This is a genomic window from Microbacterium sp. NPDC055599 (assembly GCF_053618975.1).
This window is the reverse complement of sequence record NZ_JBSHIM010000007.1, coordinates 203,635-219,347: the sequence shown is the minus strand read 5'-3', so window position 1 is coordinate 219,347 and position 15,713 is coordinate 203,635. Positions and strand designations below refer to the sequence as shown.

Genomic DNA, 15,713 nt, shown 5'->3' with positions numbered 1-15,713 from the left:
GCGCAGCAGGATGCCCTGCTGCCCGGAGTGGAGAACGGCTGGGTCATCCTGATCGCGGCGACCACCGAGAATCCGTCGTTCTCCGTGATCTCCCCGCTGCTGTCGCGGTCGCTGCTGCTCACGCTGCAGCCGCTGACGGACGACGACATCGGTCTGCTCGTCGACCGCGCCGTGACGGATGCGCGCGGGCTCAAGGGTGCCGTGGTGCTCGACGACGAGGCGCGCACGGCTCTCGTGCGACTGGCGTCGGGCGATGCGCGGCGCGCGCTCACGGGGCTCGAGGCCGCGGCCGCGGTCGCGCTGTCCCATGCCGCCGCGGTCGAGGACGACGGCGACAGCGCATCGGACGGTGTCCCCGCGGTGACGGCGGATGATGTGGCGCAGGCGGTGGACAAGGCGCTGCTCCGCTACGACCGTCAGGGCGACGAGCACTACGACGTGATCAGCGCGTTCATCAAGTCGATCCGCGGGTCCGATCCCGACGCCGCACTCCACTACCTGGCGCGCATGATCGAGGCGGGGGAGGACCCGCGCTTCATCGCTCGGCGCCTGGTGATCTCGGCGTCGGAGGACGTGGGTCTCGCCGATCCCCAGGCGCTCGGCATCGCAGTCGCTGCTGCGGACGCCGTCGCCTTCATCGGCATGCCGGAGGGGCGCATCCCGCTCGCCGAGGCCACGGTGTACCTCGCCACGACGGCGAAGTCCAATGCCGCGTACGTCGGCATCGACGCCGCGATCGCCGACATCCGCGCGGGCGGCTTCGGCCGGGTGCCGCTCCACCTCCGCGACGCCCACTATCCGGGGGCGAAGAGGCTCGGCCACGGCCGCGGTTACATCTACTCGCACGACAGCGAATACGGGATCGTGCCGCAGCAGTACCTGCCGGACGAGTTGGACGGACGTCACTATTACCAGCCGAAGAACCTCGGTGCGGAACGCGACATCGGTGCGCGGCTCGAGCGCATCCGACGCATCCTCGGCGACCGCTGACAGACCGGTCGGTCGGCGCAGCGTCGTCTGTTAGACTTGAGCGGCTCGAAACCGAGTTTTCGGGCATCTCCGCGTTCACACCACACCTCGACGGCGCCCCGGCGTGCGCTCCGAGGCAGAGCGCGGACGATACGTCCGTCGGACGTGAAATCCACGTCCACGTCATCGGAAGGAACACTTCGTGACCACGAAGTCCCAGGACCGCCGCAAGGTGCGTCTCAGCCGTGCCCTCGGCATCCCGCTCACCCCGAAGGCCGCCCGCTACCTCGAGAAGCGTCCCTACGCTCCGGGCGAGCACGGCCGCACCAAGCGCAAGGCCGACAGCGACTACGCCGTCCGTCTGCGCGAGAAGCAGCGTCTGCGCGAGCAGTACGGCATCCGCGAGAAGCAGATGCGCAACACGTTCAACGAGGCTCGTCGTCAGGACGGCCTGACCGGTGAGAACCTGGTCGAGCTCCTCGAGATGCGTCTCGACGCTCTCGTGCTGCGGTCGGGTTTCGCCCGCACCACGGCTCAGGCTCGCCAGCTCGTCGTGCACCGTCACATCCTCGTCGACGGCCAGCTCGTCGACCGCCCGTCGTTCCGCGTGAAGCCGGGTCAGCTCATCCACGTCAAGGCCAAGAGCGAGGGCACCGAGCCCTTCCAGGTGGCGGCAGCCGGCGGTCACGCCGAGGTGCTTCCTCCCGTTCCCGGCTACCTCGAGGTCGAGCTCGACAAGCTCCAGGCCCGCCTGGTCCGTCGCCCGAAGCGCGCCGAGGTCCCCGTGACCTGTGAAGTGCAGCTCGTCGTCGAGTACTACGCGGCTCGCTGATCCAGCGATCGAGCATCAGGCAGGAGGCGTCGGGGATTCCCGACGCCTCCTGTCGTTTCCGCCTACGATGGAGAGACCGCGCCTTCGCGGCTCTCAGGCAAGGATGACGACATGAAGACTGTGCTGTGGTTCCTCATCGGCGTGATCGGCGGCTTCGTCGCGGCTCACTTCATGAGCAAGGACCCGCGCGGCCATGACATCCTCGCCGACGTCGACGCCCGCATCAACGGCTTCACCGCCGCGCTGGGCGACGCGTATCGCGCCCAGGAGGCGCGGCTCACCGAGCCGGGCGAGAACTGAACCACCGCAGCCGCGCATCGACGCGCTCCCTCACACAAGGACAACCGGGACCTATGAACACTGCGGAAATCGCGCAGCGCTATCTCTCCTACTTCGAGAAGAACGATCACCTCATCGTCCCCTCGGCCTCCCTCGTCAGCGACGACCCGTCGCTGCTCTTCACGGTCGCCGGCATGGTCCCGATGATCCCGTACCTCACGGGCGTGGTCCCCGCTCCGCATCCGCGCATCGCCGATGTGCAGAAGTGCATCCGCACCAACGACATCGAGGAGGTCGGACGCACGGCGCGTCACGGCACGTTCTTTCAGATGCTCGGCAACTGGTCGTTCGGCGACTACTTCAAAGAGGGCGCGATCCGCTACGCGTGGGAGCTGCTCACGACCTCCGAATCCGACGGCGGGCTGGGCTTCGACGAGAAGGACCTGTGGGTCACGGTCTACGAGACCGACGATGAGGCGGAGGCCATCTGGCGCGACATCATCGGGCTGAAGCCGGAGCGCATCCAGCGCCTCGGCCGCGCGGACAACTACTGGAACACCGGGCAGCCCGGCCCCGGCGGACCCGACTCCGAGATCTTCTTCGACCGTGGCCCGTCCTACGGCAAGGACGGCGGTCCGGCGGCGGACGACAACCGGTTCATGGAGCTGTGGAACCTCGTGTTCATGCAGGACTTCCTCGAGAACATCCGGAGCAAGACCGAGTTCGACATTGTCGGCGAGCTGCCGATGAAGAACATCGACACCGGCATGGGCCTCGAGCGCGTCGCCTTCCTCAAGCAGGGCGTCGAGAACATGTACGAGATCGACCAGGTGCGGCCCGTGCTGGACCGCGCCGTCGAGCTCTCCGGACGCCGCTACGGAGCCGTGCACGAGGACGATGTGCGCTTCCGCGTGATCGCCGATCACGTGCGCTCCTCGCTGATGCTGCTGTCCGACGGCGTGCGTCCGTCGAACGAGGGCCGCGGGTACATCCTGCGCCGCCTGATGCGGCGGACCGTGCGGGCGATGCGTCTGCTGGGCGTCGACGAGCCGGCCTTCCCCGAGCTCTTCTCCGCGTCGCGGGACGCCATGAAGTCGGCCTACCCCGAGCTCGAGCGCGACTGGTCGGTGCTGTCCTCGGCCGCCTTCGCCGAGGAGGAGACCTTCCGGCGCACCCTCGCCCAGGGCTCGACCATCCTCGACCTCGCCGTGGACGACACGAAGAAGAGCGGCGGGACGACCCTGAGCGGCTCCGAGGCCTTCCTGCTGCACGACACATACGGCTTCCCGATCGACCTCACCCTCGAGGTCGCCGAGGAGGCCGGGCTCGACGTCGACCGTGCCGCGTTCGACGCGCTCATGCAGGAGCAGCGTCAGCGCGCCAAGGACGACGCGCGCAACCGCAAGCGGCAGCTCGCCGACGTGTCGGTCTACCGCGACCTGCGGGCGCTCGGCGAGACCGGTTTCGACGGCTACACGGCCCTCGAGGTCGACTCGCGGGTGCTCGGCATCCTGGTCGACGGTGCCTCCGTGCGCAGCGCCGCGGAGGGACAGATCGCCGAGGTCGTGCTGGCGGAGACGACGCTGTATGCGGAGTCCGGCGGCCAGGTCGCCGACAAGGGCACGATCGTGGGCCCTGGCTACGAACTCGAGGTGCTCGATGTGCAGCGCCCCGTCCCCGGGCTGATCAGTCACACCGTCGAGGTGACGCGGGGGAGCGTGGCGGTGGATGACGCGGCCACGACCATCGTCGACGCGGCCAACCGTCGTGCGGCGCGGCAGGCGCACTCGGCGACCCACCTGGTGCACGCCGCTCTGCGCGACACGCTGGGCCCGACCGCGACCCAGTCGGGCTCGCTGAACCGTGCGGGCTATATGCGATTCGACTTCGCGTGGTCGCAGGCGCTGTCGGGAGAGACGCGCTCGGAGATCGAGGAGATCACGAACCGCGCCGTGCAGGACGCCCTCGAGGTGACGACGCGCATCGTGACGCTCGACGAGGCCAAGGAGGCCGGGGCGATGGCTCTGTTCGGCGAGAAGTACGGCGACGTCGTGCGCATGGTCGACATCGGCGGCCCCTGGTCGCGTGAGCTCTGCGCGGGCACGCACGTGTCGACGAGCGCCGAGATCGGGCTGGTCAGCGTGGTCGGCGAGTCGTCCGTCGGGGCGTCGAACCGCCGTATCGAGGCTCTCGTCGGTGCCGACGCGTTCCGCGAGCTGGCCGCCGAGCGCGCGCTGGTCTCGCAGCTGACCGCGTCGCTCAAGACTCCGCGCGAGCAGCTGCCGGAGCGGATCGCCGATATCGCCGCGAGCCTCAAGGCCGCCGAGAAGCGCATCGCGCAGTTCGAGGCCAAGGAGCGGGCGGGGCAGATCCCCGCGATCGCGGAGGCCGCGTCCCGCATCGGCGCGTTCCGGGTGGCCGCACAGTCGCTCGGTGACGCGGCCTCGGCGGACGACGTGCGCGATCTGGTCAACGGCGTCCGTGAGCGCCTGGGGTCGGAGGCGGCAGTGGTCGCCCTCGGCGCGATCGTCAATGGCCGGCCGGTCGTGGTCGTCGCCACGAACGAGGCGGCGCGTTCGGCGGGCGCGAAGGCGGGTGCGCTCGCGAAGCGCGCAGCCGGCGTGCTCGGCGGTGGCGGCGGCGGGCGCGACGACCTCGCCCAGGGCGGCGGCACCGACGGTGCGGCGCTTCCGGCAGCGCTGGAGGCCATTGCACAGGAGCTCCGCGGAGCGTGACCGGCTTCCGTCGCGGAGTGCGGCTCGGCGTCGACGTGGGACGCGCCAGGGTGGGCGTGGCACGGTGCGATCCGGACGGCATGCTGGCCGTCCCGGTCGAGACCGTGCCGCGCGACGATGCGGCGATCACGCGACTCGTGGCGATCGCCGCGGAGTACGAACCGCTGGAGTTCGTGGTCGGGCTGCCGGTGAATCTGCAGGGCGCGGACACCCCGTCCACCACGGATGCGCGGGAGTTCGCAGCGCTGTTGCAGCGCGAGAGCGGTGTGCCGGTGCGGCTCATCGACGAGCGTCTGAGCACGGTGTCCGCACACGCGGCATTGCGGAGTTCCGGGCGTTCCCAGAAGAACTCTCGTAGCATTGTGGATCAGGTCGCCGCGGTGGTTCTGCTGCAGCAGGCGATCGACACGGAGAAGAGCACCGGAAACCCGGCCGGTGCACCGGTCCCCGTCGATGAGGAGCCCGCCTGATCATGTCCGAACGCGATAGCGCTTCGCCACCGCACGACACCGACGCGCGCTTGGGCGACCTCTTCGAGAACCTGCCGGCTCCGGCGCCGCAGGTCCCGACGGCCGACACGAGCGGCCCGGTGCCAGGCTCGCGCCGCGCCGCTCGCGAGGCCGCGCGGCGAGCCGCTCGTCAGCAGCAGGCGGGGGAGCCGTCGCTCGACCAGTCCGGTACCGCGCCCGCGCCCGCTGCGTCCGGGTCCGCTGACTCCGCGTCGGACGCGCGCCCCGCACCGGTCGCGCCGCGCGCGGAGGATCGGGCATCGGCTGCCGCCGAACCCGTGTCCGCGGCAGAGCCGTCCCGTGCTCCGGAGACGACGGCCGTCCCCATCGCCCGTGGCTCGCGCGAGACGTTCATCGAGCACGACGCGGATGCGACGCGGCCGCTGCCCCGTGTCTCCGCACCGGCAGCCGCCTCGACCGCGCGGACCTCTCCCGTCGAGCCCGCCGTCGGCGGCGGGCTCGACGACCTGTTCGTGTCGGGTGACGACGACCACCGCGGGCCGGGCGCGCCGAAGAAGAAGCGCCGCAAGGGCTGCCTGATCGCCCTCATCGTCGTCCTCGCCATCATCGGCGGCATCGTGGCCGGCGGCGCCTGGGCGTGGAGCACCTACGGTGAGCGGATCAGCGACGCCATGGGCTGGGGAGACGCGAAGGACTGGGAGCCGGGGCTCGCGACCGGCGAGGTGTATGTCACCATCAAGTCGGGCGACACCGGCCAGCCGGTCTCGGCAGCGCTCCACGAGGCGGGCGTGACCAAGACCGCCGATGTCTTCTACGACTACCTCATCGACGAGGGCATCGCCGTCACGTTCTATCCCGGCGTCTACCGCCTGCAGAAGAAGATGACGGCCGAGGCTGCCCTCGCCGCCCTCCAGGACAAGGAGAACAAGCTCGAGAACACCGTCTCGGTGTCGGAGGGCGGCACGATCAAGTCCTCGCTCCCGGCGATGGCGGAGACGCTCGGGCTGCCGCTCGCGGACTTCGAGGCCGCGGTCGCCGATCCGTCCGTCTACGGCGTCCAGGCGCAGAGCCTGGAGGGGTGGCTGTTCCCCGCCGTGTACACGTTCGATCCCGGCGTCACGGCGACGCAGGCCATCCAGCAGATGGTGGATCGTACGCGGGAGGCGCTCGACGCGGCCGGCGTGCCCGCGGACGACGCGCAGCGCGTGCTGACGATCGCCTCGATCATCCAGCGCGAGGGTCGCACGGACGACTTCGCCAAGGTGTCGCGTGTGATCGAGAACCGCCTGGCGATCGACATGAAGCTGCAGATGGACTCGACTGCGCAGTATGGCTACGGCTCGCTGCACGAGGGCGTGGTGTCGAGCTCCGCAGAAGCGCTCGAGGACCCGAACCCCTGGAACACCTACGTGAACACCGGGCTGCCGGTCACACCGATCGCGAGTCCGAGCGAGGCGGCCATCAAGGCGGCCATGCAGCCCGCCGACGGTCCATGGCTGTACTTCGTCACGGTGAACCTCTCCACCGGGGAGACGCAGTTCTCGGAGACGCTCGCCGAACACGAGCAGGGCGTGGAGAAGTGGCGCGAGTGGTGCAGGGCGAACCCCGACGGGGGCTGCTGAGGCCGTGACGTCGACCCGACTCGCGGTCTGGGGCGACCCGATCGCGCACTCCCGGTCGCCCGAGCTGCATGCCGCGGCCTACCGCGTGCTGGGCCTGGACTGGGAGTATGGACGCCGGCGGGTGGCGGCCGACGACTTCGCGGCTGCCGTGCGTGGTCTCGACCCCTCGTGGCGTGGGCTGTCGCTCACGATGCCCCTGAAGGAGGAGGCGTACCGGTTCGCCGCGGCGCGCGACGCGCACGCGGAACTCACGGGCGCGGTCAACACCCTCCTCCTCGGCTCCACCCCGGCGGGCTTCAACACGGATGTGGGGGGCATCGTCGACGCGCTGGCGGAGGCGGGGATCACCACCGCGGACACCGCGCGGCTCCTGGGAGCAGGAGCCACGGCAGCCTCGGCACTCGTGGCCCTCGCCGACATGGGGGTGTCGCGCGTGGACGTCCGGGCTCGTCGACCCGAGCGGGCATCGGCTCTGGTGGCGCTGGGGGAGCGTCTCTCGGTGGTCGTCTCGGCGCACCCGCTCGCGGACGCCGATGCCGGGTCGCGGCCGGGCCGGGTGGACCTGACCGTGGCGACGCTGCCGTCCGGCACGATCCTGCCCTCCGCGGTGACAGAGCCCCTGGCCGCTCGGGGCGGTGCGCTGTTCGATGCCGCGTACGCGCCGTGGCCATCGTCGCTCGCCGCGGCGTGGGGCGACGGCACGGTCGTGTCGGGGCTGGGGATGCTGCTGCACCAGGCTGTGCGACAGATCCGCATCTTCCACCACGGCGATCCGGCCGCGCCCCTCCCGGCCGAGACGGACGTGATCGCCGCCATGCGCGCAGCGCTCTGACCCGCGACGACACGCGGCGCGGCGGACGCGAAACGCATGGGAGACTGGAGCAATGCTCCGCGTGCTCACGGCCGGCGAATCACACGGCCCAGAACTCATCGCCGTCATGGAGGGTCTGCCTTCCGGCGTCCCGGTGTCGTCCGAGGCCATCCAGGCCGATCTCGCGCGTCGCAAGCTGGGCTACGGCCGCGGCTCGCGCATGAAGTTCGAGCAGGACGAGCTCACGATCTCGGGCGGGGTCCGGCACGGCAAGACGCTCGGCAGCCCCATCGCGCTCCGCATCGGCAACACGGAGTGGCCGAAGTGGATCGAGGTCATGAACCCGGAGCCCGTCGAGCTCACCGACCGGTCGCGCGGTCGCGGTGCACCTCTGACCCGCCCGCGGCCCGGCCACGCGGATCTGGTCGGGATGCAGAAGTACGACTTCGACGAGGCTCGCCCGATCCTCGAGCGCGCGAGCGCGCGGGAGACCGCGGCACGGGTCGCGCTCGGCGCGATCGCGCGGTCCTTCCTGTCCGAACTGGGTATCCGCCTGGTCAGCCACACGCTGTCGATCGGCCCGGTCCGGGTGCCGGACGGGGCACCGCTTCCCACCCCGGATGACGTCGCCGCACTCGACGCCGATCCGCTGCGCTGCTTCGACCGGGCGACGTCCGCACTGATGGTCGCCGAGGTCGACGATGCGAAGAAGGACGGCGACACCCTGGGCGGCATCGTCGAGGTGCTCGCGTACGGCCTTCCGCCCGGGCTCGGGTCCCACGTGCACTGGGACCGGCGCCTCGACGCCCGTCTCGCGCAGGCGCTCATGAGCATCCAGGCCATCAAGGGGGTCGAGGTCGGCGACGGCTTCGAGACCACTCGGCGTCGCGGGTCGGCAGCCCACGACGAGCTCTTCGCCGCCGCCGGGGGCATCACCCGCGGTTCGGACCGCGCGGGCGGCACCGAGGGCGGGATGTCCACGGGCACGGTGCTGCGCGTCAGGGCCGGCATGAAGCCGATCGCGACCGTCCCGCATGCGCTCCGCACGATCGACGTGGCGACGGGGGAGGACGCGACAGCGCACCACCAGCGCTCCGACGTGTGCGCCGTGCCGGCCGCCGGGGTGGTGGCCGAGGCGATGGTCGCGATCGAGCTCGCCCGGGCCGTGCTGGAGAAGTTCGGCGGAGACAGCATCCGCGAGACACGGCGCAACCTGGCGGGATACCTCGACGGCATCCCCGAGGAGCTGCGCACGGCACCCGCGTCCGAGGCGGCGCTCATCGCGCATGACGAACGCGGCTGATCCGCTGTCGGTGGTACTGGTCGGCCCGATGGCGTCGGGCAAGACCAGCGTCGGTCGACGGGTCGCTCGACGACTCGGGGTGGGTTTCATCGACACCGACAAGCGGATCGTCGCGGCGCACGGCCCCATCCCCGCCCTGTTCGCCGAGCACGGGGAGGCGCACTTCCGCGACCTCGAGCGGGCGGCGGTCGCGCAGGCGCTGAGCGAGGGCGGCGTGATCTCCCTCGGCGGCGGCGCCGTGACGGACGCCGACACCCGGCACCTGCTGCACGGCCACCCGGTGGTGTTCCTCACGGTGAGCGAGGACGCGGTGGCCGACCGGCTCCGCGGCGGCACGAGGCCGCTGCTGGCCGGCGACGACCCCGTCGAGCGGTGGAAGCGGATCTTCGCGGAGCGGCGCGAGTGGTACGAGGAGGTCGCGTCGATCTCGTTCGACACCTCGCGACGGCCGATGCAGCGCATCGCGGACGAGATCGTGGCATGGAGGAGAGAACAGAGATGAGCACGACCACCATCGGCGTCACCGGCGCCGACCCCTACGACATCGCGATCGGGCGCGGCATCCTCGACAGCGTCTCGGCAGCCCTCGCCCCCGGCGTGCGGAAGGTGCTCGTGGTGCACCCGCCGACCCTCGCGAACCGTGCGGCGGAGCTTCGTGACCGCCTCCTCGCCGACACCGCCGACGGCCCGCGCGAGGTGCTGCTGGCCGAGATCCCCGATGCCGAGCAGGGCAAGCGCATCGAGGTGGCCGCCTTCTGCTGGCAGATCATGGGCCAGGCCGACTTCACCAGGACCGACGCGGTCGTCGGCTACGGCGGAGGGGCCGTGACGGACCTCGCCGGGTTCGTGGCGGCGACCTGGCTGCGCGGCGTGCAGGTGGTGCACGTGCCCACGACGGTCCTCGGGCTCGTGGATGCCGCGGTGGGAGGCAAGACCGGCGTGAACACGGCCGAGGGCAAGAACCTCGTCGGCGCGTTCTGGGCGCCCCGTGCGGTGATCGGAGACCTCGACGAGCTCGGCAGCCTGAGCCCGAACGAGGCGACGGCCGGTTTCGCCGAGGTCGTGAAGGCCGGCTTCATCTGGGCACCGGAGATCCTGGACATCGTGGAGGCGGATCCGGCGCGGGCGGTCGACACGACCACGGATGAGTTCCGCCGGGCCGTGGAGCTCGCGGTCGGCATGAAGGCGCAGGTCGTGTCGGACGACTTCCGTGAGTCGGGTCTGCGGGAGATCCTCAACTACGGGCACACGCTGGGCCACGCGATCGAGCACGCCGAGCGCTACCGCTGGCGGCACGGCGCGGCGATCTCGGTGGGCATGCTGTACGCCGCGGAGCTGTCGCGGCTGGCCGGCAGGCTCTCGGATGCGGCTGCCGAGAGGCACCGGTCGATCCTGGAGTCCCTGGGCCTTCCCACGTCGTATCGCGCCGGCGCGTGGCCGCAGCTGCTGGCGACGATGCAGCGCGACAAGAAGAGCCGCGGCGGGATGCTGCGCTTCATCCTGCTCGACGACATCGCGAAGCCCACCGTGCTGCAGGCACCCGACGAGTCGCTGCTGTTCGCCGCCTACCAGGAGGTGGGCGAGTGAGCGTCCACGTGCGTCGCGTCGAAGCCGGGGAATGGTCGCAGGTGAAGGCGCTGCGGTTGCGCGCCCTGGCCGATCCGGCCGCCCCGATCGCGTTCCTCGACACCGTGGAGCATGCGAGCGGCCAACCCGACCGTTTCTGGCAGGAGCGCACCGTGAACGCGGCCGAGCCGTCGGCGGCTGCGCAGTTCGTCGCGGTGACCGATGCGGGGGAGTGGGTGGGCACCGCCACCGTGCTGCCGCACCGCGAGCGACCCGAGGCCGGACTCGTCGTCGGCGTCTACGTCGCGGACGAGCACCGGGGCTCCGGCGTGATCGACGCTCTGCTCGACACGGCGGCGGCCTGGGCCCTCGAGCAGGGTCTGGCCGCGCTCGAGCTGGAGGTGCACGTCGACAACGACCGGGCGCAGGCCGTGTACGCGCGCGCCGGGTTCGCACGGACCGGGGAGATCGAGACGACGGGCTTCGGTCGGGAGTGGGTTCTGCGGCGTGAGCTCGCCGGGTCGGAGGGCGTGAGGGCATGAGCATCGAGCGTCGGCTGCTGCTGGTCAACGGCCCCAACCTCAACCTCCTCGGGACGCGGGAGCCCGACATCTACGGCACCGCGACCCTCGCGGACGTCGAGCGGATCACGACCGAGACCGCGGTCGAGGCCGGTTTCGCGGTGCGGGCGGTGCAGAGCAACCACGAGGGCGTGCTCATCGACGCCATCCAGGCCGCGCGCGCCGACTGCATCGGGATCATCATCAACCCGGGCGGCCTGACGCACACCTCGGTGGTGCTGCGCGATGCGCTGACCGGGGTGGGCCTGCCATTCGCGGAGGTGCACATCTCCGACGTGTACGCGCGGGAGGAGTTCCGCCATCACTCGTTCCTGCACGATGTGGCCGCGGTGCGCGTGATCGGGCGCGGTGTAGACGGCTATGCCGACGCGGTGCGGGAGCTGGCCGCGCTTCTCTGACCCCCGGCCAGAGGCGGGCGCACGCGGGGCGTGCGTGATCATCCCGTAGAATCGACTGTCGGCCGACTCCGGCCCCACGGACTCACGAACGGAACCTTCAGCGCATGGCATCCACCGCAGACATCAAGAACGGCGTCGTCCTCAGCATCGACGGGCAGCTCTGGAGCGTCATCGAGTTCCAGCACGTGAAGCCCGGCAAGGGTGGCGCGTTCGTCCGCACCAAGCTGAAGAACGTCGTGTCGGGCAAGGTCGTCGACCGCACGTACAACGCGGGCGCGAAGATCGAGATCGAGAACGTCGACCGCCGTGACTACACCTACCTGTACACCGACGGCGACGGCTTCGTGTTCATGGACCAGACCGACTTTGACCAGATCACGCTTCCGGCGGCGACGGTCGGCGACGCGAAGAACTTCCTGCTCGAGAACCAGCAGGTCACGATCGCCCTCAACAACGGCAACCCTCTCTACATCGATCTGCCGGCGTCCGTGATCCTCGAGGTCACATACACCGAGCCCGGCCTGCAGGGCGACCGCTCGTCGGCCGGCACCAAGCCCGCGACCCTCGAGACCGGGTACGAGATCCAGGTGCCTCTGTTCCTGGAGACCGGCACGAAGGTCAAGGTCGACACCCGCACGGGTGACTACCTCGGCCGCGAGAAGTAAGGCGTGAGCGCCCGCACGAAGGCGCGCAAGCGCGCTCTCGACATCCTGTTCTCCGCCGACGTCCGCGGCGACGACCTCGCGATCGCGCTGGCGGCCGAGGCCAAGCGCGCGGCGAGCGAGCCCGCTCGCGAGGCCTCCTGGCTGTACGCCAGGGAGATCGTCGACGGCATCATCGACCAGCGCGACGAGATCGACGAGCAGATCACCACGCACAGCCGCGACTGGAAGCTCGAGCGGATGCCTGCGGTCGACCGGGCGCTGCTGCGCATCGGCGTCTGGGAGATCCTGTACAACGACGAGGTGCCCACCGCCGTCGCGATCGACGAGGCCGTGGAGCTGGCGAAGGAGTTCTCGACCGACGACTCCGGTCCGTTCGTGCACGGCGTGCTCGCCCGGGTGGCTCGCGCCGCCTGAGCGCACCGGCGCCGGTGTCCGTGGCCTCGGAGAGGATCGGGGTATGACCGTTCCCTCCGATGCCGCGCGCGACGACGGCGCGCCGTCCGACTGGCGGTCGATCCTCGGTGCGGCGATCCCGGCCGAGCCGCGGACCGCGCTCGCGCTGGGCGTCGAGCTCCGGGTGCGCGATTCCCGTGGTGTGAACCCCTGGGCCGCGCGACCCCAGCGCACCGCGACGCCGCGCGACGTGGCGAAAGGGACCGGTGAGCTGCTGCTCGGCATCCGTCCCCTCCAGCGCAGCGCCGCGACCGGCGCGTGGGTGCTCGGCGCCGCCACCTGGGACGCGGTTCGTCGCGCGCCGGACGAATACGGACGTGAGCGCTCTCGATGGTTCGCCGATCTGCTCAGCATCGCCAGAGACAGTCTGCTGTCCGGCACGGCGGGCGACTGGCTGGTCGCGGACCTGATCGAGTCGAGCCTGCTGTGGGGGCACCTCAGGGTGGCCGGCGCACTCGGCATCCCCCTGGTCGCGACGCAGAAGTCCACGACCGTGGCGATCGCGGAGTCCGCGTCGGTCGAGGCCACCGTGGCTCGGGCCGACGACGGGACGCTGGTGGTGCGTCCTGCCATTACGCTCGACGGACGCGCGGTCGAGCCCGACTCCGTGCATCCGATCGGTCGAACGGGGCTCTACGCGGTCGACCAGTCGGGGGCGCGGCTGCACGTGACGCTCGCGGAGTCTCCGGTGGCCGAACCGCTGCGACCCCTCCTCCTCGCGCCGGGCGGCCTCACCGTGGCGGCGGCCGACGAGGAGGTGTTCCTCCGCGACGCCTACCCGGTGCTGGCACGGCGGGTACCGACCCGTGGGCTCGGACGGGTGCGGCTTCCGGAGCTGCCCGCGCCGCAGCCCGTGCTGCGCCTCTCGTTCCGCCGCGGGGACACGGTGGCCTACGCGTTCGAGTGGGACTACCGCGGCTTCGGGCGCGTGCCGTTCGCCCCCGGACCGCAGGCGGTGCGGGATCTGCGGGCGGAGAGTGCGGCGGGGCACGACCTCGCCGCGCGGTGGGCCGAGCTGATCGGGGAGCCGTTCGCCGCGGAGGGGGCCTTCCACGACGTCGAGGCGGCGGAGTTCGTCACCAGGGCCGTGCCGGCGCTGGAGGCGCAGGGCGTGACCGTGGTCGTCGACGGTCGCCGGAAGACGTATCGCGAACTGTCGGGCGAGCCCGAGATCACCGTGAGCACGGTCGAGTCCACCGATCCGGACTGGTTCGACCTGGGCGTGCTGGTGCGCATCGACGGGCGCACGATCCCGTTCGAGCCGCTGTTCACCGCGATGAGCAGGGGTCGCAGGAAGCTCCTGCTCGTCGACGGCACCTACTTCTCGCTGAACCATCCGGCGCTCGATCGACTCCGTGAGCTGATCGACGAGGCGGGCGACCTCGACGAATGGGAGACGGGGCCGCGCCTCAGCCGCCACCAGATCGACCTGTGGGAGGAGTTCGAGGACCTCGCGGACGAGGCCGTGCCCGCCGTGAGCTGGCGCGCGACGGCCGACGGCCTGCGCGGCGCGGCGGGGGTGCCCCCGGTCCCGGTGCCGTCCGGCGTCCGGGCGCAGTTGCGGCCGTATCAGCAGCAGGGGCTCGACTGGCTGGCGTTCCTGTGGGGGCACCGGCTGGGCGGCATCCTCGCCGACGACATGGGCCTCGGCAAGACGCTGCAGCTGCTCGCGCTCGTCGCTCACACCCGCGAGGCGGGAGAGACGCGCCCCTTCCTCGTGGTCGTCCCGACCTCGGTGCTGCCGACGTGGCTGAGCGAGGCCGCGAAGTTCACCCCGGGGCTCCGCGTCGCCGCCAGGTCCACCTCGTCCGGGCCGTCGCTGTCGACGGTCGCCGCGGGCGCGGACCTGGTGGTCACCACGTACGCGGTCGCGCGGATCGACGCGGAGGCCTTCGCCGGGGTGACCTGGGCCGGCCTGATCCTCGACGAGGCGCAGTTCGTGAAGAACCCGGCCACCAAGCTGCACCGCGCCGTCGCGAGCTTTCCCGCCGATGTGACGTTCGCGGTGACGGGCACCCCGCTCGAGAACAGTCTCAGCGAGCTGTGGGCGCTGCTGAAGCTCACCGCTCCCGGGCTCTTCGCGTCGGCGCGGAAGTTCCGGGAGCAGTACATCCAGCCGATCGAGCAGGGCAAGGTCCCGGAGAACGCGGAGGGCGGCGAGTACCGCGCGCGTCGCCTGGCCCGCCTCCGCCGGCGGATCCGGCCGCTGCTGCTGCGGCGCACGAAGGAGCTGGTGGCGGCCGACCTCCCTCCGAAGCAGGAGCAGGTGCTCGAGGTGGAGCTCAGCGCGGCGCACCGGTCGCTGTACGAGACGGTGCTGCAGCGGGAGCGCCAGAAGGTGCTGGGGCTCCTCGAGGACCTCGACCGCAACCGTTTCATCGTGTTCCGTTCGCTCACGCTGCTGCGGATGCTCAGCCTCGCACCAGGACTGGTCGACCCCGCCGACGCCCGGATCGGCTCGCGCAAGCTCGACGTGCTGCTGGAGCGCGTGGTCGAGCTCCAGGCGGAGGGCCACCGCGCCCTGGTGTTCAGCCAGTTCACGTCCTTCCTCGACCTCGCGGCGGAGCGACTCGCGGCTGCCGGGATCCCCTACGCCCACCTCGACGGTGCGACGCGGCGACGGGATGCCGTGGTCGAGGGTTTCCGGACGGGCGAGCAGCCGGTCTTCCTGATCAGCCTGAAGGCGGGCGGGTTCGGTCTGACGCTCACCGAGGCCGACTACGTGTTCCTCCTCGACCCGTGGTGGAACCCGGCCGCCGAGGCGCAGGCCGTCGACCGCACGCATCGCATCGGCCAGCCGAGCCAGGTGTTCGTCTACCGGATGATCGCGACCGGCACGATCGAGGAGAAGGTGCTCGCCCTGCAGCGGCGCAAGGCCCGGCTCTTCACCGCCGTGCTCGACGACGACGCCCTGTTCGCGCAGTCGCTCTCGGCCGACGACATCCGCGGGCTCTTCGAGGCCTGAGGGTTATCCCCGGCTCGTCCGACCGGTCGCCCAGGGACACCTCGGTACAATCGAACGGTTCATC

Annotated in this window: 15 protein-coding genes; all 15 read left to right on the top strand. The window is 71.1% G+C overall.

From position 1 onward, the window contains the following. Positions 1-990, top strand: a 990-nt coding sequence (locus ACWGQ1_RS09115; protein WP_452312825.1) for an AAA family ATPase, incomplete at its 5' end; no start/stop codon positions are given. 181 nt (positions 991-1,171) lie between these two features. Further along, entirely contained in the window at positions 1,172-1,801 is a 630-nt protein-coding gene (gene rpsD / locus ACWGQ1_RS09110; protein WP_136033656.1) for a 30S ribosomal protein S4, read from the top strand. Between the two features lie 111 nt (positions 1,802-1,912). Next, on the top strand, positions 1,913-2,101 hold the full coding sequence (locus ACWGQ1_RS09105) for a hypothetical protein (RefSeq protein WP_452312824.1): 189 nt from the start codon (positions 1,913-1,915) through the stop codon (positions 2,099-2,101). 53 nt (positions 2,102-2,154) lie between these two features. Beyond that, complete coding sequence (gene alaS, locus ACWGQ1_RS09100; protein WP_452312823.1) at positions 2,155-4,815, top strand: alanine--tRNA ligase; 2,661 nt, start codon at positions 2,155-2,157, stop codon at positions 4,813-4,815. Further along, positions 4,812-5,285 carry a Holliday junction resolvase RuvX gene (ruvX, locus tag ACWGQ1_RS09095; RefSeq protein ID WP_136033661.1) on the top strand — a complete coding sequence of 158 codons (474 nt, stop codon included), beginning with the start codon at positions 4,812-4,814 and terminating at the stop codon, positions 5,283-5,285. Before alaS ends, ruvX begins: the two co-directional genes overlap by 4 nt. A gap of 2 nt (positions 5,286-5,287) precedes the next feature. Continuing rightward, complete coding sequence (mltG, locus tag ACWGQ1_RS09090) at positions 5,288-6,907, top strand: endolytic transglycosylase MltG (RefSeq protein WP_452312822.1); 1,620 nt, start codon at positions 5,288-5,290, stop codon at positions 6,905-6,907. Between the two features lie 4 nt (positions 6,908-6,911). Beyond that, the gene (locus tag ACWGQ1_RS09085; RefSeq protein ID WP_452312821.1) at positions 6,912-7,739 is read left to right on the top strand and encodes a shikimate dehydrogenase family protein; all 828 of its coding nucleotides are present in this window, start codon (positions 6,912-6,914) and stop codon (positions 7,737-7,739) included. Between the two features lie 52 nt (positions 7,740-7,791). Next, complete coding sequence (aroC, locus tag ACWGQ1_RS09080) at positions 7,792-9,021, top strand: chorismate synthase (protein ID WP_136044809.1); 1,230 nt, start codon at positions 7,792-7,794, stop codon at positions 9,019-9,021. Then, on the top strand, positions 9,005-9,523 hold the full coding sequence (locus tag ACWGQ1_RS09075; RefSeq protein ID WP_136033669.1) for a shikimate kinase: 519 nt from the start codon (positions 9,005-9,007) through the stop codon (positions 9,521-9,523). Before aroC ends, ACWGQ1_RS09075 begins: the two co-directional genes overlap by 17 nt. After that, complete coding sequence (gene aroB, locus ACWGQ1_RS09070; RefSeq protein ID WP_136044808.1) at positions 9,520-10,608, top strand: 3-dehydroquinate synthase; 1,089 nt, start codon at positions 9,520-9,522, stop codon at positions 10,606-10,608. The genes ACWGQ1_RS09075 and aroB overlap by 4 nt, the downstream gene beginning before the upstream one ends. Beyond that, on the top strand, positions 10,605-11,129 hold the full coding sequence (locus tag ACWGQ1_RS09065; protein ID WP_136044807.1) for a GNAT family N-acetyltransferase: 525 nt from the start codon (positions 10,605-10,607) through the stop codon (positions 11,127-11,129). Before aroB ends, ACWGQ1_RS09065 begins: the two co-directional genes overlap by 4 nt. Beyond that, positions 11,126-11,566, top strand: coding sequence for a type II 3-dehydroquinate dehydratase (locus ACWGQ1_RS09060; protein WP_136036421.1), 441 nt, complete (start codon positions 11,126-11,128; stop codon positions 11,564-11,566). Before ACWGQ1_RS09065 ends, ACWGQ1_RS09060 begins: the two co-directional genes overlap by 4 nt. Positions 11,567-11,670: 104 nt before the next feature. Then, positions 11,671-12,231, top strand: a complete 561-nt coding sequence (gene efp / locus ACWGQ1_RS09055; protein ID WP_136033676.1) for an elongation factor P — start codon at positions 11,671-11,673, stop codon at positions 12,229-12,231. 3 nt (positions 12,232-12,234) lie between these two features. Beyond that, complete coding sequence (nusB, locus tag ACWGQ1_RS09050; RefSeq protein WP_136033679.1) at positions 12,235-12,645, top strand: transcription antitermination factor NusB; 411 nt, start codon at positions 12,235-12,237, stop codon at positions 12,643-12,645. 43 nt (positions 12,646-12,688) lie between these two features. Beyond that, positions 12,689-15,649 carry an SNF2-related protein gene (locus ACWGQ1_RS09045; RefSeq protein WP_452312820.1) on the top strand — a complete coding sequence of 987 codons (2,961 nt, stop codon included), beginning with the start codon at positions 12,689-12,691 and terminating at the stop codon, positions 15,647-15,649. Positions 15,650-15,713: the final 64 nt, after the last annotated feature.